Source organism: Brucella anthropi ATCC 49188, assembly GCF_000017405.1.
In the GTDB taxonomy this organism is placed as follows: Bacteria; Pseudomonadota; Alphaproteobacteria; order Rhizobiales; family Rhizobiaceae; genus Brucella; species Brucella anthropi.
In genome coordinates this window covers 869,470-890,578 of record NC_009668.1, presented here as the reverse complement: position 1 = coordinate 890,578, position 21,109 = coordinate 869,470, and the positions used below count along the sequence as shown (strand labels likewise).

The window sequence follows — 21,109 nt, the reverse complement described above, 5'->3', positions numbered from 1 at the left end:
TATCCAGAAAGATCACTGCCCTACATTGATGTGAACCGCAAGGCTTTCCACCGTGCCGCCCAGACGAACGCCGGAAATCGGGGCCGCATCACGATAGTCGAGGCCGGTTGCAATCCGCACGTAACGGTCATTCGGACAAATATTGTTGGCGGCATCGAACCCCACCCATCCCAGACCATCAATATGGGCTTCAGCCCATGCGTGACTTGCGGTTTGTTCTTCCACACCTTCCATCATCAGATATCCCGATACGTATCGCGCCGGAATGCCGATCAATCGGGCTGTGGAAAGGAAAACATGCGTGTGATCCTGGCAAACGCCCTTCCCACTTTCCAGAGCGCTTTCAGCATCCGTTGAAACGCTCGTCGTCCCCGGCATATAGGCGACCGCCTTGTGGATGGTGTTCATCAGATCGTGCATCAGGGCAAGCCGTTCCTGCCCGGTCGTGAGATCAGCTGCCAGCGCCTTGATGCGTTCGCCCGGCGCAGTCAGCGGCGTCTCGCGCTCGAAGAGCCAGAGCGGCGCATAACCATAGACTGATCCAAGCACTCCGGCCCGGTCTTCCATCTCGACGCTGCCGCTGGCGGTTATGACAATTTCATTGATATTGCGAGAATGCTGGACCAGATCGGTCTTGTTGCCGAAGCCGTCGACATAGGAAACCTCCGGCTCACCGCCTTCGATTTTTAACTCCCAGTGCTTGACCATCTGGCCCGGCACCGTTGGCGGACGCAGCCGCAACCTTTGCACCGCATAAGGAACCGGATGCTCATAGCGATAATGTGAAACGTGCCGGATGTTGAGCAGCAAGCGAAGACCTCAATAGAAATTATAGGTTTCAGCAATCTCGTTGCCGAGCCGGTTGTTGCGAGTGATGAATTCGGTCAGAAACTCATGTAAGCCCACATCGAAGATCGCGGATATGTCCTGATTTTGCAGGCTTGCATAGATTTTGTCCGCTGTCGCGTGGCAGGCAGCACGATTGCCATAATCTTTCGACAGGTAATCCAGATGTTCGGCGATGCTGCGATAACAGTAATGGAGTGAACGCGGCATACGGCCGTTCAGGATCAGGTAGTCCGCGACTTGCGCAGGACGGTAATCACCATCATAGACCCACCGATAAGAGCGGTGCGCGGAGACCGACCGCAGGATCGATTCCCATTGATAATTGTCCAGCGTCGTGCCGACATAGGATATCGCAGGCAGCAGGACATAATATTTCACATCGAGAATACGAGCCGTATTATCAGCGCGTTCGATGAAAGTACCAAGGCTTGCAAAGTCGAAGATTTCGTTGCGCAGCATCGTGCCATGGAAAGAGCCGCGAATGAGCGCCGTCTCGCGCTTGATCTGGTCGAGAAGCTGCGGAAGGTCACTTTCCTTCAACGGCTTACACAGCGACTTTTTCAGTGACATCCATGCTTCGTTTACGCTTTCCCACGCCTCGCGCGTCAGCGCCGTGCGCACCATGCGGGCATTGGAACGCGCGGTTTCAATGCAGGTCATCACGCTTGATGGATTGTCTGCATCGCGCAGCAGGAAGTCCGCAACATTGGCGGCGTTATAGACGTCGTATTTTGCAGAGAAGCCCTGACTTGCACCCGCTGAAACCGCGACCGAAGACCACTCCTCCGGTGCGTCAGACGTTTTCGTCAGCGCCATGCGAAGCCCCGCATCGACGAGACGTGCCATGTTTTCGGCACGCTCTATGTAGCGGAACATCCAGTAAAGTCCGTTTGCCGTACGGCCAAGAAGCATAAATCATTCCCCTTTTCGCGCCCTGATCTTGTCGTCAGTTGCAGCACGTTAATGCAGTTTCAGTCGTCGAGTACCCACGTATCCTTGGTTCCGCCGCCCTGGCTGGAATTCACGACAAGCGATCCCTCCTTCAATGCCACACGGGTGAGCCCGCCGGGTGTGATGCGGATGCGATCCGAAACCAGAACAAATGGGCGCAGATCGACATGGCGTGGCGCCAGCCCGCTCTCGGTAAAGATGGGCGTCGTTGAGAGCGCAAGCGTGGGCTGCGCGATATAGTTGCGCGGCCTTGCCTTCAGTTTCTCTGAAAAAGCATCGCGTTCGGCCTTTGTCGACGCGGGGCCTACCAGCATTCCATAACCACCGGAGCCGTGCACTTCCTTGACGACAAGCTCGGCAAGATTGTCGAGCACATAAGCAAGGCTATCTGGTTCGGAACAACGCCAGGTCGGAACATTTTCGAGAATGGCCTTGCGACCCGTATAGAACTCCACGATCTCCGGCATGTAGGAATAGATCGCCTTGTCGTCGGCGATGCCGGTTCCGGGCGCATTGGCAATCGTGATATTCCCTGCCCGGTAGACATCCATGATGCCTGCAACGCCGAGCGTCGAATCCGGCCTGAATGTCAGCGGGTCGAGAAACGCATCGTCCACACGCCGATAGAGCACGTCGATAGCGCGATAACCTTGTGTGGTACGCATCGCGACACGTCCGTCAACGACGCGCAGATCGCTTCCCTCGACCAGTTCGACGCCCATCTGGTCGGCAAGGAATGCGTGTTCAAAATAGGCTGAATTATAAATGCCGGGTGTCAGCACCGCGACGGTCGGCACATCCTGCGTGCCGGGAGGCGCAACACTTGCCAGCGACTGGCGCAACAATTGCGGATAATTCTCAACCGGGCGAACCTTGACGTTCTGAAACAGCTCGGGAAAGAGTTGCATCATCGTCTCGCGATTTTCCAGCATATAGGAAACGCCGGATGGCGTGCGGGCATTGTCCTCCAGCACATAGAACTGGTTCTCGGCGGTGCGCACGATATCGACGCCGATAATATGGGTGTAGACATTGCCCGGAGGACGGAAGCCGATCATCTCGGGCAAGAAGGCTTCATTCTTGGAAATCAGGTCTTTCGGAATGCGCCCTGCCCGGACAATCTCCTGACGGTGATAAATGTCATCGAGGAAGGCGTTAAGCGCCATCACACGCTGTTCGATGCCCTGCGACAGACGCCGCCATTCCTGACCTGAAATGATACGCGGGATGATATCGAAGGGAATGAGGCGCTCGCCCGCTTCCTGATCGCCGTAGACAGCAAAGGTGATGCCCGTCTTGCGGAAAACGCTTTCGGCGTCATCGCTTTTCTGCAGAAGTTTGTGCGGGTCTTGGCTGTCGAGCCACTGCTTGAGAAATTCATATGGTTGGCGGACATTCCCGCCATGGTTGAGCATCTCGTCAAATGGCTTCACTTAATTCCCCTTCTTTTTCCCTATTATTCAGTCCTGACTCAGGGAAAAGCAAGCATGGAAATTATGCAAAAGCGCAAAGCTGGGTTGCGCAATTTCGTCGCGACATGAGCCCCGAGGTGCGTTCTACTACGCCCGCAAACATAGCTCTGGCGAAAATTCAGCCCGGTCGATGGGCTTTCACGACTGCCGGATCGGTGTCGATACGCCCGGCTTCGATGAGGTCGAGACAATAAGGCACTGCCGGAAAAATTGCCTGCAAGGTCATGGCAATTGAAGCTGGTTTACCGGGAAGATTGAGGATGAAGCTCTTGCCGCGACTGCCTGCCGTTTGGCGGGATAGAATGGCGGTCGGGGTTTGTTCCAGGCTGACGCGGCGCATCAGTTCGCCGAAACCGGGCAGTTCCTTGTGCAGAACGGCCTGCATGGCTTCCGGTGTTTCATCGCGCGGGCTTGGTCCCGTGCCACCCGTGGTCAGGATAAGATCACAGGCCTCGTTGTCACAAAGATCGATAAGCGTGTCGCGTACCGATTCCATGCCATCGGGAATGACACGGCGGATTGTTTCATAAGGCGTGACGACAGCGCTTTTCAGCCACGCTTCCATGGCAGGGCCACTAAGGTCTTCGTACTCCCCGCGACTTGCGCGGTCGGAAACAGTCACGAAACCGATCTTTACCATCACACCCTCACAGTAAGTTTTTGGCTCTCAGCAGACTTCTGGCGATCTTATAGGCGCTCGCTGGTTTGATGTGAAGGTTTGCATACTCCCAAATGAAAACGCCGCCCAAAGGCGGCGCTTTGCTTATGATGTCACTCGAAAATTACGGCGTAACGTCGAAGCCGAACCACTTTTCCGACAGACGCTTGATCGTGCCGTCAGCCTTTGCAGCTTCAATGGCAACGTCGAACATCTTCTTCAGTTCGGTATCGTCCTTGCGCAGACCGACAGCAACGCCACGGCCCAGAATGCCGCCCTTGAAGAACGGACCGGTCATGACGATGTCTTCGTTGCCCGGCTTCTTGGCCGCATCCGTGAGGTAAGCGAGCGAAGCCACGATCAGATCTACGCGGCCAGACTTCAGGTCGAGGTCGTGCTGTTCCGTGGTCTTGTATTCACGGATGTCGATGCCATCCTTGAAATACTTGTCGAGCAGCGACAGGCCGAGCGAAGCGGTCTGGACGCCGACGGTGCGGCCCTTGATTTCAGCCGATACTTCGTCAATTGCCTTCTGGGCAGCCGCTTCATCCTTGGCGAGATAAAGGGTTTCGCCGGTATGCGGCAGCTTGGCGTAAGGGCTGTCCTTCAGCGTCGCAAAGGTCTGCGGCGTCAAGCCATAGGAAATCGAGAAGCTGATAGTTTCTTCGCGCTTCGGCGTAGCAGTAAGGCCAGCCATGATCGCATCGAACTTGCCGGCATTGAGCGCCGGAATGATGCTGTCGAAAGGCTGCGCAACCATCGTGCACTCAACCTTCATGCGGGCGCAGAGGTCCTTGTAGAGATCGACTTCATAGCCATCCAGCGAGCCATCGGGCTTGGTGAAGTTGTAAGGGCGGAAAGCACCTTCCGTGGCGATGGTGATCTTTGTCCACTTCTTTTCCTCGGCATGGGCCGAGACGCTCGTCAGAGCGAGAGCGGAAATGAACACGGCTTTGAAAAGTCCGGTGGTCTTCATTGCAGATATCCTGTTGCGGTTATTTCTGTCCGGCTTACGCCGGAACACAGAATTTCGGTAATTAGGCAGCGTTTTCGTGGCTGATAAACTTGCGGAAACGTTCCGACTTCGAGTTGCCGAACACGTCTTCCGGCGCACCGTCTTCTTCCACCAGACCCTGATGGAAAAATACGACGCGGTTGGAGACGTCGCGCGCGAAGCCCATTTCGTGGGTCACGACCAGCATGGTGCGGCCTTCTTCGGCAAGGCCGCGCATGACGCGCAACACTTCACCGACCAGTTCCGGATCGAGTGCTGAAGTCGGCTCGTCAAAGAGCATGACTTTCGGCTTCATCGCCAGTCCGCGGGCGATTGCGGCGCGCTGCTGCTGTCCGCCCGAAAGATGGGCCGGATAGAAATCGCGCTTGTCAGCAATGCCGACCTTTGCCAGCAAAGCTTCCGCTTCTGCCACGCATTCCGCGCGCGGGCGTCCCTGCACATAGATCGGCGCTTCGATGATGTTTTCCAGAATGGTCTTGTGCGACCACAGATTGAAGCTCTGGAACACCATGCCCAGTTCCGAACGAATGCGCGAAACCTGTTTCTTGTCGGTCGGGTAGGCTTCACCCTTCGAATTCTTCGCCATACGGATGGTTTCGCCCGAAACCGTCACAGTGCCTGACGTCGGTGTTTCCAGAAGGTTGATGCAGCGCAGGAAAGTCGACTTGCCGGAACCCGACGAACCGAGGATCGAAATGACCTCACCTTCACGTGCTTCAAGCGAAATGCCTTTCAGCACTTCATTCGCACCAAAGCTCTTGCGCAGGTTTTCGACTTTCAGCGCCACCGGTGCATTGGGGGAAACGATTTTGCTCACGATGTTTGTCCTTCGGAGGAAAGCTTGACGACCGGCTGGCGCAGATAAGGGGTCAGTCTATATTCTGCGAACATCAGCGCACGTGTCAGAACGAAGTTGATGGCAAGGTAGATCGCTCCGGCGATCACGAAGATTTCTATGGCTCGATAGCTCTCGGCGATCAGCTTTGCTGCGATACCAGTCACTTCCATGAGTGTGATGATCGACGCAAGCGAGGTTGCCTTGATCATCGATATCATCTCGTTGCCGTAACCCGGCAATGCCTGACGGACCGCAAGTGGCATGACGATGCGACGGAAGCAGGTGAAGGACGACATGCCACAGGCTTTTGCAGCTTCGATCTGGCCATGCGGCACCGACAGCAGGCCACCACGGATGATTTCGCTCGCATAGGCGGCGTTGTTCAAAGTCAGCGCAATGATCGCACACCAGTAAGGCTCGCGCAAAACCGGCCACAGGAACGAGTAACGGATGGCCGGAAACTGGCTGAGACCGTAATAGATGATGAATATCTGCACCAGAAGCGGTGTTCCGCGGAACACGAACACATAAAGGCGGGCAATCCAGTCCAGCACCTTGATGCCCGACAGGCGCATCAAGGCGAAAAGCAAGGCCAGTATGGCACCAAACACGATGGAAGTTGCCGCAAGCTTCAGGGTCAGCGGCACGCCGCCCAGCATCTGGAAGAATGCATCGGAATAGAATTCAAGGCTCATTTTGCCCTCCGAACGCCGCGCGAGAAGTGACGCTCGGCAAACTGCAGAAGTCCGCCGGAAACAGACGAAATCAGCAGGTAGAGCGCACCGGCAATGAGGAAGAAGTTGAAGGGCAGTCCGGTCGAGCCAGCGCCGATCTGTGCCTGACGCAGAAGCTCAACCACACCGGCAACCGACACCAGAGCGGATTCCTTGAGCGAAACCTGCCAGACATTGCCAAGACCCGGCAATGCATGTCGCAGCGCCAGCGGCGCAATGATGCGGCGGAATTTCAGCATCTGGCCCATGCCGCAAGCAGTAGCGGCTTCGAGTTCACCTTTGGAAACGGCCCGGAATGCACCACGAAACACTTCGGTGTGGTGCGCACCACAGGAAATGGCAATTGCCAGCACACCCGCAAGAAAGCCCGGAAAGCCAATGAAGCCTTCCGCGCCGAAATATTTGCCAAGTGCTGTGACTGCCGCACTGCCACCGAAGTAAAACAGATAGATGACGAGGAGATCCGGAATACCGCGAATGATCGTGGTGTAGCCATCGGCGACAGCGCGAAGCGTGCGCCCGCCGGAAATCTTCGCCCAGGCAGCAAAAACGCCGATGGCAGCGCCAAGAAGGAAGCCCAGGACGGCGAGCGCCACGCTCACCAGTGCACCCATCATCAGCACGTAGCCCCAGCCGTCGGGCCCGAAGCTCAAAATATCGAGAAAGCCCATCTGCTTCATGATGCGTCAGGCCCTGTTGGAATTGGGGGATTGAATGTCATTTCTATTTTCAGATTCTGTCTGCCCGCCCGCGTCATTTCGCGGTTTCGGGCAGAGCGGGTTGAACGCTGTCTGGAATCGGATTGACGAACACGGTTCCGTCGAGCCGTTTTTCGTGATCCTGCTTGGCTTTCTTGATCTGCTCCGGATTACGGAACAATTCGATGGCCGTGCTGCCTATGATCTTTGCAGCATGGGCCATGCCTTTATGCGCCGCGGGCAGCTTGCCCTGCGCCACCATCTGCCACGAATGAAGCGGCGTGCCAATTGCGCAGGTCGCGCCGCGCATCTGCACGGTGGGCACGACCCAGCTCACGCTGCCGACATCGGTAGAGCCGACGAGGGTATTATCGCCTTTATAGGGCGTATAGATATCTTCACAAAGCGCGAGGCCATCTTTCGGCTCGACGCCGAAGCGGCGGAAAGCATCTGAAATGTCTTCCCTGGACAGTGTCTTCTGGAAACGGCTTGCAGTTTCACGGTCCTGCTCATCGAAGTCCGGAGGTCCGAGTCGCTCGAGCTGAAGCTGCATCATCTGTTCCAGCGGCGTGTTGCCAATCAGATCGGCATCGCCGCTGACGATTTCGCTGCGGACCGTCGTTTCGGTCATCAGCGCCGCGCCGTCGGCAATCTTCTTGACGCGTTCCAGAAGGGTCTGCATTTCCGGCAGGCTGCGGGCGCGAACGAGATAACGCACCGTTGCCTTGGCCTGCACGACATTCGGCGCAAAACCACCTGTATCGGTCACAGCGTAATGAATGCGCGCCGTGGACGGCATATGCTCACGCATATAGTTCACGCCGACATTCATCAGTTCAACTGCGTCCAGCGCACTGCGCCCCAGATGCGGGGCTGACGAAGCATGGGCTGCGCGACCGCTGAAGTGAAAATTGATTTCGTTGCAGGCAAGCGAAACCGGATCGTTTACACCAGCAAAAGGCGCCGGGTGCCAGCAAAACGCGATATCCACATCGTCAAAAAGTCCTTCGCGGACCATGAACCCCTTGGCTGAACCGCCCTCTTCCGCCGGGCAACCGTAATAGCGCACGCGGCCCTTGATGCCCTGTGCGGCAAGATAATCCTTCACTGCCGCAGCAGCGAGCAACGACCCTGAGCCCAACAGGTTATGACCGCAGCCATGTCCATGGCCGCCGGCCTCGACTGGCTGCTCTTCAACCAGTCCAGATATCTGGCTGAGGCCCGGCAATGCATCGAACTCACCAAGGATGGCGATGACCGGTCCTTCGTCGCCAGCTTCGCCCATCACCGCAGTCGGCAGGCCCGCAATACCACGCTCGACGCGAAACCCTTCGGCTTCCAGCATCGCCGCATGGGCATCGCTCGATTTGTACTCTTCGTAGTTTGTTTCAGGATTATCCCAAACCGTATCGCTCAGTTCGAAATATGCGGCGCTCTTGGCGTCGACGATATCCCAGATATCGTGATGGTTTTTCAACTCGGCTCCATCGATCATTTCACCGACGCCATACAAGATGGCGGCGGGCATCAGGACATTCAGGCAATGCAATTGCCGAACCTTCCTCAGACTGCAATTTTTGATGATGCTGATAGAACTCAGGCCCCGCTCTCGCAAGGGCAGATCGGAGAGTTGATGCGAAATCGCTCATTTTCAGGCAGTTTTCTGCCCTCAACAAGCTGTTTCGGTCAATTCGTCCGATTGAAGTTAGCTGTTAGCCTCCCACACGCCTCAATATTCCTCGCACCTGTACTCAGCAGTACCCGAGACAAATGGCGGGGAGTAGCCATGATATTGGTCAAAATTATTGTGAGTTTTTGCAATATGAGAGGTTCCTCCTGACAAATTGCCAACAAGTTCGTAGAAGCGCTGCGATCGCCACTTCTGCTCCCCCTTGAGTGCCTATCGATGAAACGATAGTTCATCGTACAAATGAAATTTCGAAGGCGGCGGTCATGGTACACGAAAAGAAGCATGCGGATTTCATCATACGTCCACTGCAGCGCAGCGAAGTGACTGACATCTGGCAAATTGATCGCAGCGAGATCATCGAGGAAATGTATCGCCTCGAAGGAGAGCAACTCCTGCTGGAGCCACAATTCTACGATGTGCAGGGCTGGCCGGAGGGCGAAGCGGAAATCTACACACATATCCTGCTCGACTGTCACGACCACGGCGGCGTATTTCTTGGCGCCTATCTCGATGGCACTCTGGTGGCCGTCGCAGTTACGGATGTACGCCCTGTCGGTGCCTATCCCGAATTGTACCAGCTCGGCTTCATGCATGTGGGGAAGACAGTCCGGGGATTGGGACTTGCTGGTGAACTTTATCGTCGCAGCGTGGCCATTGCGAAGGAGGCCGGAGCAGAAGGTTTCTATATTTCTGCGACACCCACACGGCGGACCATCGATTTTTATGTGAAGCAAGGTGCAAAAGTCACCACGACGCCTGATCCATTGCTCTTCAAGCGCGAGCCGGAAGATATTCATCTCATCCATCGTTTCAACGCCCAAGCTTCTTGACGCGGAACAGAAACCACTATCATCGTCACTCATGCGAATTCTGCTCGTCGAAGACAATCTCACCCTCGCAAACTGGCTGGCAAAAAGCTTGCAGCAGTCGAACTACAGCGTCGATACTGTGCACGACGCGGCGGATGCGGAACAGGCGCTCGCCTTCACGGAGTATGATCTCGTGGTTCTCGACCTCGGATTGCCGGACAAAACCGGGCTCGACGTGCTGGAGCACATCCGCGGCAGAGGCAATGAGGTGCCTGTCATCATCCTGACGGCCAATGCAAGTCTTGACGGACGTATCCGCGGATTGGATGCCGGTGCTGACGATTATCTGGCAAAGCCGTTCGAACTCAGCGAACTTGAAGCGCGCATCCGTGCGCATCTTCGCCGGTCCAGTCAGCGGACAGCGCCTGTTGTGACCTGCGGCCTTTTGCGTTTCGACACCAACACCCGGCTGTTTTCACTCGGAGACGATCCACTGTCACTTGCACCCAAAGAACATGCAGTTCTGGAACAGCTTCTGCGGCGCATCGGAACCACCGTCAGCAAGACAACACTTGTTCAAGGTATTTACGATTTCGACAGCGAGACTGATGAGAACGCCATCGAGATTTACATTCATCGTCTGCGCAAAAAGCTGGAGGGCAGCAAAGCCGAGATCGTAACCTTGCGCGGCCTGGGCTATCTGCTGCGTGAGGCGAGTTGAGATGAAACGGCTGTTCACTCGCCTCTCCCAAAGCCTGCGTGCACAGCTCGTTTCCTGGATCGTGATTCCGCTGATTGTCGTGGCCGGGATCAACCTTTGGACCGCATGGCGTGCGTCGGAAAATATGGCCGGGATCGTGTCAGACAGAATGCTGACAGCGTCAGCACGCGCCATTGGCGAAGCGACTGCTGCCTCGCATAATGCCATCGATGCTGTCATTCCGCCGGTAGCGCTGGAGATGTTTTCGACGGGAAATGGCGACCGGGTCTATTATCGGGTCGAAACTTCTGACGGACGCCTGCTTGCAGGGTTTCCCGACTTGCCGAAACCGGCTGAAATCGCGAATTACGACCCACTCCATTATGAGGGCAGCTATCGCGACCATCCCTTGCGTCTGGTTGTCTTGCGCCATCCCGTTGCAGCACCGTCCAACCTGCCACAAGCTGTCGACGTGGTCGTGGGTGTCACCCTTGCAGGATACACCGCCATGCAGCGGGAGCTTTGGCTGAACTCTGTGCTGGAACAATCGCTGCTCATCATCGTCGCGGGTGCCCTTTCGTTAATGGGCTTGCGCTTTGTATTGCGCCCGTTGATCCGGCTCCGCAACGAAGTTCGCAATCGCACATCCGAGCTGGAACCATTCGATCCACAGACAGTTCAGACCGAACTTCGACCGCTCGTCACAGCGCTGAACCAGTATATGGAACGCGTGCGCAAGCAGATGTCGGCGCAGCACCGTTTCATCCAGAATGCAGCACATCAGTTGCGCACGCCACTTGCTACACTATCAACGCAGGCCAGTTTCGCAGAACGGACAACCTGCGAAAGTGACCGCAAAGACGTTCTGGCAGGTATCAAGAATACCACCATGCAGCTGTCGCGGCTTGCTGGACAATTGCTGACGCTTTCGCGTGCCGAACCAGGCAGCAGGCGTCCTCGCGCTGACCGGGTTGATCTGGCGGAAGCGGGACAACAAATTCTGGAAAGCCTCTCGGGCAAGGCGTTCGACCGCAAGATCGATCTCGGGTTCGAGCTCAAAGCAACCAAAGCCATCATTTCTGGCGACGGCACCATGCTGCGAGAAATGATCGTCAATCTGGTGGACAACGCCCTTACCTACACGCCCGAAGGCGGCACAGTAACGCTTGTGATTGATCAGGATGGGCCCAAAATCGACATACGGGTCGAGGACAACGGACCCGGAATCCCCGCAAATGAATATGAACACGTTTTCGAGCGTTTCTATCGTGTTCCGGGCACCATCGCCGATGGAAGCGGGCTGGGCCTTGCCATCGTGCGCGAAGTTGCCGACACGGCGGGCGGCCATGTCGAGCTTTCCCAAACGAAAGGCGGCGGGCTTACGGTGACCGTCACCTTGCCCGCCGCCTGACATTCATGCATTTGACCGACTATCAGCTTCCCTGTTCGGAAAGCGCCTGTGGACGCCATTTCACCAGGTGGTTTTCGACCAATGTGATGATGTATTCCACGACGAGCGCCAGAACCGCCAGAATGACCATGGCGGCAAAAACGCCATTGGCATTGAAGGTGCCCTGCGCCGTGGAAATCATCAGGCCGACGCCCTTCTTTGCACCAAGGAATTCACCGACGACAGCGCCGACGAGTGCAAAGCCGAAGCTGACGTGAAGACTTGCCAAAATCCAGCTCATGGCCGACGGCACGATGACGGTGCGCGTGATCTGCGAACGCGATGCACCCAATATCTGCGCATTGGCAATCAGCGCGCGGTCGGCTTCGCGCACGCCCTGAAACGCATTGGCGAACACGACGAAGAAAACCATGACGACGGCCAGCGCCACCTTGGATGCCATGCCGAGGCCAAGCGCAATAATGAAGATCGAACCCAGCACGACGCGCGGGATGGAATTGGCGATCTTGATATAGATCGAGAACACATCGGCGAGGAACTTGTTGCGACCCAGCAGGATGCCGCAAATGACGCCGCCGACCGCACCGATAAGGAAACCAAGCGCGGTTTCCTCAAGCGTTACGATGATCTGTTCCGAAAGCGGTCCCTGTGACGTGCCTTCCGTGACCCAGATCCATATCTGGTCGGCAATGCCGGAGGGGCTCGCAAAGAAGAATGGATCGATCAGGCCGGTCCGTGCGCCGAGTTCCCAACCGCCCAGAACGGCGACCAGAATGGCGAGGCGTACAAGAATAACGACCGCTCGGCGGCGGCGCATGTCGGCACGAAATTTCGCTTCGGTGCGCGCAAGTTCGTCGGCACTTGCATTGACCTGCAAGCTTGGTGACGCGGAGAGAGCTTGTGTTGTCATATCATTTTCTCCGATTAGTTTCCGTTTGCCAGCGCGCGCTTCTGGCCGATCTGCACTTCCTCGCGCAAATCGTCCCAGATGACCTTGGCGATATCCACAAACTGGCTGTCGTAGCGGATGTCTTCCATGACGCGCGGGCGTGGGATGTCGATATCGTAGACGCTCTTGACCGTGGCTGGACCGGCGGTCAGCACATAGACTTTATCGGCCAGCGCAATCGCTTCTTCGAGATCGTGCGTGACGAAGATGACGGACGCGCCAGATTGTTGCCAGAGATCGAGCAATTCACCCTGCATCAGCGTGCGCGTCTGTACGTCAAGCGCACTGAACGGTTCGTCCATGAGCAGGATTTTCGGTTCGTTGATGAATGTCTGTGCCAGCGCCACGCGCTTGCGCATGCCGCCAGACAACTGGTGCGGATAGTGCTTTTCAAAACGGGCCAGACCAACACGGGTGATCCAGCTACGCGCTTTCTCATAGGCTTCTTCCTTGCCCATACCGCGATAACGCGGACCGGCACTCACATTGTCGATGACATTAAGCCACGGAAAAAGCGCATCGGCCTGAAACACGAAGCCGATATCAGGGCTGATACCTTCGATAGGCTTGCCCATCAGGCGGACCTCACCGGCACTTGGCTTGGCGAGACCGGTTACGAGATTAAGCGTCGTTGACTTGCCGCAGCCGGTCGGACCGACAACACAGGCAAACTCGCCCTGCGCAACATTCATGGTGAAGTCGCGCAATGCGGTCATCATCTTGCCGTCGGGGGTGACGAAACGGCGAGTTACATTGTTGAGCGCGATTGCAGCAGCTTTCTCACGCGCAATGGTTCTGGGGGCTTCCATCAGCATGGGTTCCTCGCGGGTATGCGGCACCGCTCGCGCGCGATAGTTTCGTTATCAAAGATCTCCGAGCGCAAAACCGTCTTACACGTTTGCTGGAAATGCTCTGTCGCGCGCCTGCAATGCGGTTGAATCTTTGGAGGACAGCGGGACTGACGTTCATGTTTGAACGCCAGTCGAGGGCTGTTTACTTCGCCGCGTCGAGCGTTGCGTTGGCCTTGTCCACGAATTCGGTCGTGAAGGTCTTCGAAAGATCGACCTGCTTCTCCTGAAGCGGCTTCTTGAAGGTTGCGAGAACCTTGAGAACGGTTTCAGGTCCATCCTTCGGCATCCGGCCGTCCGGCGTATACTGCGCCTTGCCCTCGGCAAGTCCCTTTACGTAAAGGTCCTTGTCACCGACGTAATAATCCTTGGGCATCTGGTCGGCGATTTCTTCAGCGCTGTGCGAAGCGATATAGCGCATGGTCTTGACCAGAGCGTTGGCAAGCTTCTGCGCGTCTTCCTTGTGCGTCTCGAGCCATGCGCTTTGCACATAGAACGACGCAGCCGGGTAAGGTCCACCAAGCGCTTCGATGGTCTTGTCGGGCGTGCGCATGTCGACCAGCACCTTGGCATCGCCGCTCTTCAGCATATTGGCCACGGTCGGTTCCGTTGTCATGCCTGCCTGAACGGCATCCTGCTTGAAGGCAGCGATGAAAGTATTGCCTGCTCCGACAGGAAGCAGCGTGTAGTCGCCCTGCTTGAGGCCATTACGCATGGCAAGGTATTGAGTCAGGAAGTCCGTCGAGGAGCCCAGTCCGGTGACGCCAAGCGTATGCCCCTTGAAATCGCCCGGCGACTTGATCTGGTCGGCATATTTGCTGGAAACGAGTTCCACTTCACCCGGCGCCTGACTGAACTGGACGATGGACTGAATAAACTTGCCCTTCGATTGCAGGTCGATCGTGTGATCGTAAAAGCCGACCACAGCCTGAGCCGCACCGGCCAAAAGTTCGTTTTCAGCATCCACGCCAGCGCGGCTGTTGATCAGCTCGACATCAAGGCCTTCATCCTTGAAGTAACCCAGCTTTTCCGTCAGCACTGCCGGAAGGTAAATCTGCTTTTCCATACCGCCGACAATCACTGTCAGCTTTTCGGCATGGGCAGCGCCTGCTCCAAGTACCATTGCGCCGCCGATGAAGGCCGCGCCAAATAGATGGCGGCATGAATCGATAGAGATTTTCATCTACGCTCCTCCGAGAGCTCCTGTTGGCCCGGCAATGCCAGACCCCTCCTGATATGCAGCCGATTCCTCAATCGGTTTTGAATGGTTAGCGCAGGCAAACTTTCAACCAGCTTTCAACAAACTCGCGGCGAGATTTCGAACCCCGTAAACCGGTAGCCAGAGATTATCGCTATTTATATTCGGAAGAACCGGATCACCAAGAACACTATCGTGATGCGCCTGATATCGCTGTCATAAAACGATCTGTTGCTTTCCCTCTGAATTAGAGGTTCAATCAATCAAACGGGGAGGCGTCCATGCCATTTCGCGGCAACAAATATCAGGGAACATATGCGCCAAACGATCTCCAAGTGCTGCAGATTGCCTATAATCGCTGCTGCGCACTGCTTGATCGATGTTCAACGACGCACGAAAGCAAAGAGGCGCTTGCACGCGCAATTATAAGAACATTTGAATCTGGCGAACAAAATCCGGACAAGATCGCTGAAATAGTAGCCAAACTGGAACTTGATCGCGTTTAACGGCATTGGTTGAAAAAGAGTCTGCTTACGATCCCTCAGCAAATTTTAGCTCTCTAATGCTTTCGGTTTCGCAACTGACTGAATATTTTACATAAACTAAATAATTCTCGATTATAATGCTTTGCAATCAGCTATGTTTTAGTATAGCGAGTCGCAAGAATTTTCAGGCGTTTAGATGGGATTATCTGTTTGTCGCCACTGCGGAATGCATAAAATGCCATTTTCGAGAGATTACTACTTCGGGCGTTTCAAGCCCATTGAGTTGGAGGAGCTGCAAGCGGCTTATGTCAAGTCGTGTGAAGCGATGGCTCGTTGTCCGATCACTTCTCCCCAAAAAGACGAAATGGCGCGCGAAATCATCCAGATCTATGAATGCGGCGTCATGGATGCCGAGAAGATCGCCGAGCTCATGGTGCAGATCGAAGCGGTCAAACCACGTCCGTTGAGCGAACAGATGCTCGACCGTGTGACGACGATCCAGCCCAAGATTGCCTGAGCAAAATTACTTCATGAAAAACACCCGGATGCAAAATCGCATCCGGGTGTTTGTTTGTTCAGCGCTGAGCCACCGGGCGGACAAGCGGAGTCACGCGGCGGATCGTGACACGACGATTTTCCTGTTCGGCTGCTTGCGTGCGAATTTTCAGGAAGCGTTCGCCATAGCCTTGCGTGACAAGGTTTTCTGGCGGAATTTCATAGACTTCCGTCAAAAGGCTCGCAACTGATTCAGCACGTTTATCGGACAGGACCAGATTTGAACGGTCCGATCCAACCGCATCCGTATGCCCTTCAATGAAGAAGGTTTCGCCCGGATCCTTTGCCAGTACCTTCTGCATGGCGGTTGCAACCTTGCGCAGCGTCTTCGCCTGCGAAAGCGAAACCTCGGCGCTGCCCGTCGCGAAGTGGATTGTATCCAGATCGATACGACGCACCTTGTCGCGCAGGCGGGCTGAATGACGAACCTCGTCGATCGTATAGACACGCTCCACACGTTCTACCGGAGGCATGGCAAGGAAGTCATAGAAATCGCGATCCGGATCGTCCGCGACGTCGATGATGTAATCTCTTACCGGAATGGTCAGACGCATCGGCGGCAGTTCGTAACCAACATCGATAATCGAAGCGCGCGGATTGTCGTCATATTCCGGCGCATAGATCATCAGATATTCATTGCCGTCCCGGTCGATACGGGAACGCTGAAGAATATCGCCGTAGCGATCATAGACTGTGACGATCTGGTTGCCACCCGGGCGGACAATGGTTTCACGGGTGCGCCCGCGCGGCAGTTCATCGTAATAGGTTTCCTCGGCATCACGGCGCAACCTTGGGCGATCATCGCCGCGAACGAAGATACGGTCGCCCACGTCCAGAATGACACGATTATCCACCTCCTCGATCACTTTGACGTTGGTGACATTGTTGGTCACGTTATTGACCGTCGTATTATTGATGACCGTATTGTTCACCACCGTGTTGTTGATGATATTGGTGGTTTCCGGCACGGCAAAAACCGGCGCTTCCTTGATACGGGTGCCCTCTTCCTTGAGATTGGCTTCGATCTTCTGCGGCAGCGCTGCCTTCACTTCCTCTGGAATCGCAACCTGTGCCGCCGCATCATTTGCGGGCGGTGGTGCACTTTCCTCAGCGGAGCGCTGCTGTTCGCGCTGCTTGCGACGCTCTTCACGCGACTGGCTTCCGCCGGAATTGTCGGCGTCCTTGTCGCTGTCGAGAATGGCAGCGCCATTTTCGACCGGCAAGACAACCGTATCGTCCGTCTTCGCAGGGTCTTTCGCAATCTCCTGCTTTTCCTCGGTCGAACGCTGATCGACGATCTCTGGCGCTGGCTCCGAAGACGGTTTTTGCTGGTCTTCGGTTGATTGCGGCTGTTCGACCGGCTGTGCAGGCTGAGCCTCATTCTGTGGCTCTTCCTTTGCTTTCGGTTCTTGCGGTTGAGCTTCTTCGGGATGCTCAACAGCGGATTCTTCCGCTGGTTCTTTCTGAGGAGGCGAGACCGGAGATGCGTCTGCCGGTTGTTCGGCTGGCTTTTCCGGTTCCTGCGCCGGAGCTTCCTTGGCAGGTTGCTCGGCCTGCTTGGCCGGTTCTTTCGCCGCCGGCTGCTCAGGTTTCGCTTGCGGTTCCTGTGCAGGCTCTTCCTTCACCGGCTTTTCAGCGGGAGCGGTCTGTTCCTGCGTCTCATTGGCCTTGCGAGCCGCCTCTTCATCAGCCTTCTTCTGTTCTTCAGCGCGACGCTGAGCTTCCTCTTCGGCGGCCTTCTGCTGCTGTTCGCTCTGACGCTGTGCCTCTTCGTCAGCCTTTTTCTGTTCGGCAGCTTGCCTGGCCTGCTCTTCGGCCTGTTTCTGCGCTTCGCGCTCGGCTGCCTTCTGCTGTTCCTCGGCTTGCTTCTGTGCTTCGCGCTCGGCGGCTTTTTGCTGCTCTTCAGCTTGACGTTGCGCCTCTGCCTCCGCAGCGCGCTTCTGTTCTTCCGCCTGACGCTGGGCTTCCTCTTGAGCAGCCTTCTGCTGCTCTTCGGCCTGACGACGATTTTCTTCCTCGGCAGCGCGCTGTTGTTCCTCAGCCCGACGCGCTTCTTCTTCCGCTGCCTTTTGCTGTTCTTCAGCCTCGCGCTGTTGCTGCTGCAACTGCTCGTCGGATGGCTGGTCTCCGTTCTCCTGTGCCAGCAGGATTGGAGCCGTCAATGAATCCGCCAGTACGGGTTGCGCTAGAATGGAGGCCGACAGAACCGGCACGGCAACAGTGGCAAGAAGCTTCGAACGAATAGACATAAATCCTTCTCCTTCTGGAAGGCAGAATTGATATGCGTCTCACCCACAGAATCGCGGGCAAAGACGCCGTAGAACCGCCAGCGATATCCATCGAATTGGGACAAATTCCGGCAACTTCACAAATCCGTTATCGTAATCCACATGAACGCAGCCTGAACCCAAGCGTTCCAAAACTACGAGATTTGCCGCATTCTTTTGGCCAGAAGCTCGATGCCTTCCGCAATCCGATTAATCGGAATGGAAGAATAAGCGATGCGAAAATAGCGGCATGGCCTGTCATCGCTCCAGAAGAAAGGGGACCCCGACTCGATCAGCACGCCATCCTCGCGCAGATCACGTGCGAGCTTGTCGGCATCCATGCCCTCCGGTCCTTCGATCCAGAATGCCGTGCCGCCAAAGGCCGATTTACCAGCGATTTTCAATCCTTCGCGATTAAGGGCCTCGATCATGACAATATGGCGCTTGTGATATTCAATCCGCATACGATGAATAACCGCATCATAGTGACCAAGAGCCAGAAAATAGGCGGCTGTTCGCTGCAAATGTCCGGGCGGATGACGAAGCATGAGCGCGCGCAGTGCCCTCGCCTCGCGGATGACAGGCGCTGGCGCGACAAGATATCCAAGCCGAAGCCCCGGAAACAGCGACTTTGAAAAACTGCCCACATAGAGAACGCGGCCATACTGGTCGAGCGACTTTAACGCCGGCGTCGGCGGCTGCAAAAAGCTCATCTCGAATTCATAATCATCTTCGACAATGACGAAATCGCGCTCGGCTGCAGCCTCTAGAAGTGCTATACGCCGCGCGCGCGGCATAGTGGCGGCCGTGGGTGACTGGTGGCTCGGCGTGACGAAGACCGCGTCGATCTCATCTGGCAGCAACTCGGGTGGCAAGCCGCCTTCATCGACGTCAAGCGCTGTTACATTGGCCCCTGTCAGATGGAGTGTGGCACTAATATCGGGATGTCCGGGATTTTCGCATACGACATGCGAGCGCCGTGTCAAAAGCAGATGACTGATGATCCAAAGCGCGTTCTGCGCGCCAACGGTAACAAGTATCTCGTCTGGCTCCGCGTGTATTCCGCGGCTAGGCAGCGTGCGCGAACGGATATAATTGACAAGTTCCACATCATCGGCAGCGGCGAAATCACCCGCCATAAGGATAAAGTCTTCTCTGGCCAGCGCGCGCCGTGCGCAATCGCGCCATGCGGCGAGATCAAACAAGGTCTGATCCATCTGGCCATAGAGAAAGGGGTAGCGATACTTCCGCCAATCCAGAGGCTTGCGAATGGTCTTGGCAATGTTGAAGCCGAGACGCAACTTGGATGACCAATCTACGGCGGTGTCAGGTGTTTGCAAAAAATCCTTGTCTGGACGGCTGATGGGCGGCGCTGCAGCCACGTGATAGGCACTGCGGGAACGCACTTCCAGATAACCTTGGGACACAAGCTCCTGATAGGCCAGCGTTACCGTGAGGCGCGAGACTTTCAGATAATCCGCCAGCCGCCGCGTGGAGGGCATGCTGGCACCGGGCAAAACCGCGCCTGAAAGAATGGCTGATACCGTTGTTTCCCGGATTTGGGACTGCAATCCGGTATTTCTGCTGCCATCTATGAAGAAGATCGTCGGTGAGACGGCATCCAAAACCCTACTCCATTAGTGAATCTGCGATTACACCCAAGTTCGCGTCAGTTTTTCCGCTTCGTGCTCTACTTAGCAATAGTGTTTCTTCTTTCTGTTTCTCCTCGTGGAATAATTTCGACGGTAAAGTGAGCACGAACCCCAATTCCCGGGTAGCGCCATCTTTAATGTCAAACTGGACTTATTGACTATTCCAACTGGATATAAGGCAAATTTCATGAGATGGCTATCGTTTGTAACTGGAACTGCAGATTGGCGAAAAACGTCAACAGTCGTGACCAAGTCAGGCATGGTTCTTAAATGGAAGGGGAACTCCATGAACTATTTCAAGAGCATAAAACGGGTGGTGTTATTTTCGGCCGTAGCAGCGCTTTCAACGTCTGCGGCCTATGCCGAAACCACGGTCGTGGTCGGTTATCAGCAGATCGTCGGGCCGTTTCTGACCGCGATCGCTAACGGAAAATTCGATGCTGCAGCCAAGGAAGCCGGATACAAGATTGACTGGCGCCAGTTCGCATCGGGTGGCGATATTTCGACGGCACTTGCTTCCGGCAACGTACCGATCGGCGTTATCGGTTCAACGGGCATCGCAGCAGCCGCCACACGCGGTGTTGACCTTCAACTTTTCTGGATTCTCGATAATATCGGCAAATCGGAAGCACTGGTAGCGCGCGAAGGTTCGGGCATAGAGAAGCCGGAAGACCTCAAGGGCAAGAAGGTCGGCGTGCCTTTTGTCTCGACCTCGCATTTCCATCTCCTTGTCGGCATGAGCGACATCTGGAAGATCAATCCGCGCGACGCGGAAATACTCAACATGACACCGCCGCAGATCGTTGCCGCCTGGCAGCGCGGCGATATCGACGCAGCCTATGTCTGGCCTCCTGCTCTTTCCGAAATCCTCAAGACCGGCAAGGAAATTGCCAATTCCGAAGAAATCGGCGCGAAAAGCGTCCCGACTTTCGACGGCCTTGTGGTGGATAAGAGCTTCGCCAGCGAAAACCCCAAATTCATGACCGCCTTTACCACGGTGCTGAAGGATGCCTATGCCGACTACAAGGCCAATGGCGGCCAGTGGACGGCAGACTCCGAACAGGTCAAAGGTATGGTCAAGCTGATCGGTGGCAATGCCGCTGACATACCGGGCGCACTCGCGCTGTTGTCCTTCCCCACCGTGGAAGAACAAGCCTCCCCGACATGGCTCGGCGGTGGCAAGGACAGCGGAGCGCTCAAATCCGTCACCCAGAGTGCGAAATTTCTTGTCGACCAAAAACAGCTCGACCAAGCTCTGGATGACTATAGCGGCAACGTAAATGGCAGTTTTGCCGAAGCCGCAGCGAAGTAATTACGTAAAGTAATTCAA

Annotated in this window: 20 protein-coding genes; 6 read left to right on the top strand and 14 right to left on the bottom strand. The window is 55.7% G+C overall.

Going from position 1 to position 21,109, the window contains the following annotated elements:
• Window positions 1-12 precede the first annotated feature (12 nt).
• The 9 genes from OANT_RS18225 to OANT_RS18185 form a co-directional block, all read right to left on the bottom strand.
• Complete coding sequence (locus OANT_RS18225; RefSeq protein WP_012092932.1) at window positions 13-810, bottom strand: transglutaminase family protein; 798 nt, start codon at window positions 808-810, stop codon at window positions 13-15.
• Between the two features lie 9 nt (window positions 811-819).
• Window positions 820-1,761: an alpha-E domain-containing protein gene (locus tag OANT_RS18220; RefSeq protein WP_010658723.1), complete on the bottom strand. Its 942-nt coding sequence runs from the start codon at window positions 1,759-1,761 to the stop codon at window positions 820-822.
• A gap of 59 nt (window positions 1,762-1,820) precedes the next feature.
• Window positions 1,821-3,233, bottom strand: coding sequence for a circularly permuted type 2 ATP-grasp protein (locus OANT_RS18215; protein ID WP_012092931.1), 1,413 nt, complete (start codon window positions 3,231-3,233; stop codon window positions 1,821-1,823).
• A gap of 157 nt (window positions 3,234-3,390) precedes the next feature.
• Complete coding sequence (gene mog / locus OANT_RS18210) at window positions 3,391-3,912, bottom strand: molybdopterin adenylyltransferase (protein WP_010658721.1); 522 nt, start codon at window positions 3,910-3,912, stop codon at window positions 3,391-3,393.
• 142 nt (window positions 3,913-4,054) lie between these two features.
• On the bottom strand, window positions 4,055-4,906 hold the full coding sequence (locus tag OANT_RS18205; protein WP_010658720.1) for a transporter substrate-binding domain-containing protein: 852 nt from the start codon (window positions 4,904-4,906) through the stop codon (window positions 4,055-4,057).
• Between the two features lie 61 nt (window positions 4,907-4,967).
• Window positions 4,968-5,762: an ABC transporter ATP-binding protein gene (locus tag OANT_RS18200; protein ID WP_012092930.1), complete on the bottom strand. Its 795-nt coding sequence runs from the start codon at window positions 5,760-5,762 to the stop codon at window positions 4,968-4,970.
• A complete protein-coding gene (locus OANT_RS18195) occupies window positions 5,759-6,478 on the bottom strand; it encodes an ABC transporter permease (protein ID WP_012092929.1) in 720 nt (239 codons plus the stop codon). The genes OANT_RS18200 and OANT_RS18195 overlap by 4 nt, the downstream gene beginning before the upstream one ends.
• Window positions 6,475-7,197 (bottom strand): ABC transporter permease, encoded by a 723-nt coding sequence (locus tag OANT_RS18190; RefSeq protein WP_010658717.1) that lies wholly within the window; start codon window positions 7,195-7,197, stop codon window positions 6,475-6,477. The genes OANT_RS18195 and OANT_RS18190 overlap by 4 nt, the downstream gene beginning before the upstream one ends.
• Window positions 7,198-7,270: 73 nt before the next feature.
• The gene (locus tag OANT_RS18185; RefSeq protein ID WP_012092928.1) at window positions 7,271-8,743 is read right to left on the bottom strand and encodes a M20 family metallopeptidase; all 1,473 of its coding nucleotides are present in this window, start codon (window positions 8,741-8,743) and stop codon (window positions 7,271-7,273) included.
• A 425-nt stretch (window positions 8,744-9,168) separates the two neighbouring features.
• Here OANT_RS18185 and OANT_RS18180 point away from each other — a divergent pair, with 425 nt between their 5' ends.
• From OANT_RS18180 to OANT_RS18170, 3 genes are read left to right on the top strand one after another with little or no spacing between them, the layout of a single operon-like run.
• Entirely contained in the window at window positions 9,169-9,735 is a 567-nt protein-coding gene (locus OANT_RS18180) for a GNAT family N-acetyltransferase (protein ID WP_010658715.1), read from the top strand.
• A gap of 31 nt (window positions 9,736-9,766) precedes the next feature.
• Entirely contained in the window at window positions 9,767-10,435 is a 669-nt protein-coding gene (locus tag OANT_RS18175) for a response regulator (RefSeq protein WP_010658714.1), read from the top strand.
• A 1-nt stretch (window position 10,436) separates the two neighbouring features.
• Entirely contained in the window at window positions 10,437-11,825 is a 1,389-nt protein-coding gene (locus tag OANT_RS18170) for a sensor histidine kinase (RefSeq protein WP_012092927.1), read from the top strand.
• Window positions 11,826-11,847: 22 nt separating this feature from the next.
• Here the strand turns inward: OANT_RS18170 and OANT_RS18165 are convergent, their stop codons facing one another.
• The 3 genes from OANT_RS18165 to OANT_RS18155 form a co-directional block, all read right to left on the bottom strand.
• A complete protein-coding gene (locus OANT_RS18165) occupies window positions 11,848-12,735 on the bottom strand; it encodes an ABC transporter permease (protein ID WP_010658712.1) in 888 nt (295 codons plus the stop codon).
• Between the two features lie 14 nt (window positions 12,736-12,749).
• Complete coding sequence (locus OANT_RS18160) at window positions 12,750-13,589, bottom strand: ABC transporter ATP-binding protein (protein ID WP_012092926.1); 840 nt, start codon at window positions 13,587-13,589, stop codon at window positions 12,750-12,752.
• A 178-nt stretch (window positions 13,590-13,767) separates the two neighbouring features.
• Window positions 13,768-14,805 (bottom strand): ABC transporter substrate-binding protein, encoded by a 1,038-nt coding sequence (locus OANT_RS18155; protein ID WP_010658710.1) that lies wholly within the window; start codon window positions 14,803-14,805, stop codon window positions 13,768-13,770.
• A 296-nt stretch (window positions 14,806-15,101) separates the two neighbouring features.
• On the opposite strand from OANT_RS18155, the gene OANT_RS18150 reads away from it, so the two are divergent.
• Both OANT_RS18150 and OANT_RS18145 read left to right on the top strand, forming a co-directional pair.
• Window positions 15,102-15,326 (top strand): hypothetical protein, encoded by a 225-nt coding sequence (locus OANT_RS18150; protein ID WP_010658709.1) that lies wholly within the window; start codon window positions 15,102-15,104, stop codon window positions 15,324-15,326.
• A 214-nt stretch (window positions 15,327-15,540) separates the two neighbouring features.
• On the top strand, window positions 15,541-15,822 hold the full coding sequence (locus OANT_RS18145) for a hypothetical protein (protein ID WP_010658708.1): 282 nt from the start codon (window positions 15,541-15,543) through the stop codon (window positions 15,820-15,822).
• A 58-nt stretch (window positions 15,823-15,880) separates the two neighbouring features.
• On the opposite strand, the gene OANT_RS18140 is transcribed toward OANT_RS18145, so the two are convergent.
• On the bottom strand, window positions 15,881-18,109 hold the full coding sequence (locus tag OANT_RS18140) for an OmpA family protein (protein ID WP_012092924.1): 2,229 nt from the start codon (window positions 18,107-18,109) through the stop codon (window positions 15,881-15,883).
• A 173-nt stretch (window positions 18,110-18,282) separates the two neighbouring features.
• Complete coding sequence (gene pdxR, locus OANT_RS18135; protein ID WP_012092923.1) at window positions 18,283-19,752, bottom strand: MocR-like pyridoxine biosynthesis transcription factor PdxR; 1,470 nt, start codon at window positions 19,750-19,752, stop codon at window positions 18,283-18,285.
• A 313-nt stretch (window positions 19,753-20,065) separates the two neighbouring features.
• On the opposite strand from pdxR, the gene tauA reads away from it, so the two are divergent.
• On the top strand, window positions 20,066-21,091 hold the full coding sequence (tauA, locus tag OANT_RS18130; protein ID WP_040128344.1) for a taurine ABC transporter substrate-binding protein: 1,026 nt from the start codon (window positions 20,066-20,068) through the stop codon (window positions 21,089-21,091).
• Window positions 21,092-21,109 lie beyond the last annotated feature (18 nt).

Excerpts from the sequence above, each read along its gene's own strand:
- OANT_RS18180 (WP_010658715.1), top strand. The coding sequence starts at position 9,169 with ATGGTACACGAAAAGAAGCATGCGGATTTCATCATACGTCCACTGCAG.
- OANT_RS18205 (WP_010658720.1), bottom strand. The coding sequence starts at position 4,906 with ATGAAGACCACCGGACTTTTCAAAGCCGTGTTCATTTCCGCTCTCGCT.
- OANT_RS18175 (WP_010658714.1), top strand. The coding sequence starts at position 9,767 with ATGCGAATTCTGCTCGTCGAAGACAATCTCACCCTCGCAAACTGGCTG.
- OANT_RS18145 (WP_010658708.1), top strand. The coding sequence starts at position 15,541 with ATGCCATTTTCGAGAGATTACTACTTCGGGCGTTTCAAGCCCATTGAG.
- OANT_RS18155 (WP_010658710.1), bottom strand. The coding sequence starts at position 14,805 with ATGAAAATCTCTATCGATTCATGCCGCCATCTATTTGGCGCGGCCTTC.
- OANT_RS18170 (WP_012092927.1), top strand. The coding sequence starts at position 10,437 with ATGAAACGGCTGTTCACTCGCCTCTCCCAAAGCCTGCGTGCACAGCTC.
- OANT_RS18160 (WP_012092926.1), bottom strand. The coding sequence starts at position 13,589 with ATGCTGATGGAAGCCCCCAGAACCATTGCGCGTGAGAAAGCTGCTGCA.
- OANT_RS18195 (WP_012092929.1), bottom strand. The coding sequence starts at position 6,478 with ATGAGCCTTGAATTCTATTCCGATGCATTCTTCCAGATGCTGGGCGGC.
- OANT_RS18150 (WP_010658709.1), top strand. The coding sequence starts at position 15,102 with ATGCCATTTCGCGGCAACAAATATCAGGGAACATATGCGCCAAACGAT.
- OANT_RS18185 (WP_012092928.1), bottom strand. The coding sequence starts at position 8,743 with ATGCCCGCCGCCATCTTGTATGGCGTCGGTGAAATGATCGATGGAGCC.
- OANT_RS18220 (WP_010658723.1), bottom strand. The coding sequence starts at position 1,761 with ATGCTTCTTGGCCGTACGGCAAACGGACTTTACTGGATGTTCCGCTAC.
- mog (WP_010658721.1), bottom strand. The coding sequence starts at position 3,912 with ATGGTAAAGATCGGTTTCGTGACTGTTTCCGACCGCGCAAGTCGCGGG.
- OANT_RS18165 (WP_010658712.1), bottom strand. The coding sequence starts at position 12,735 with ATGACAACACAAGCTCTCTCCGCGTCACCAAGCTTGCAGGTCAATGCA.
- OANT_RS18140 (WP_012092924.1), bottom strand. The coding sequence starts at position 18,109 with ATGTCTATTCGTTCGAAGCTTCTTGCCACTGTTGCCGTGCCGGTTCTG.
- OANT_RS18190 (WP_010658717.1), bottom strand. The coding sequence starts at position 7,197 with ATGAAGCAGATGGGCTTTCTCGATATTTTGAGCTTCGGGCCCGACGGC.
- tauA (WP_040128344.1), top strand. The coding sequence starts at position 20,066 with ATGAACTATTTCAAGAGCATAAAACGGGTGGTGTTATTTTCGGCCGTA.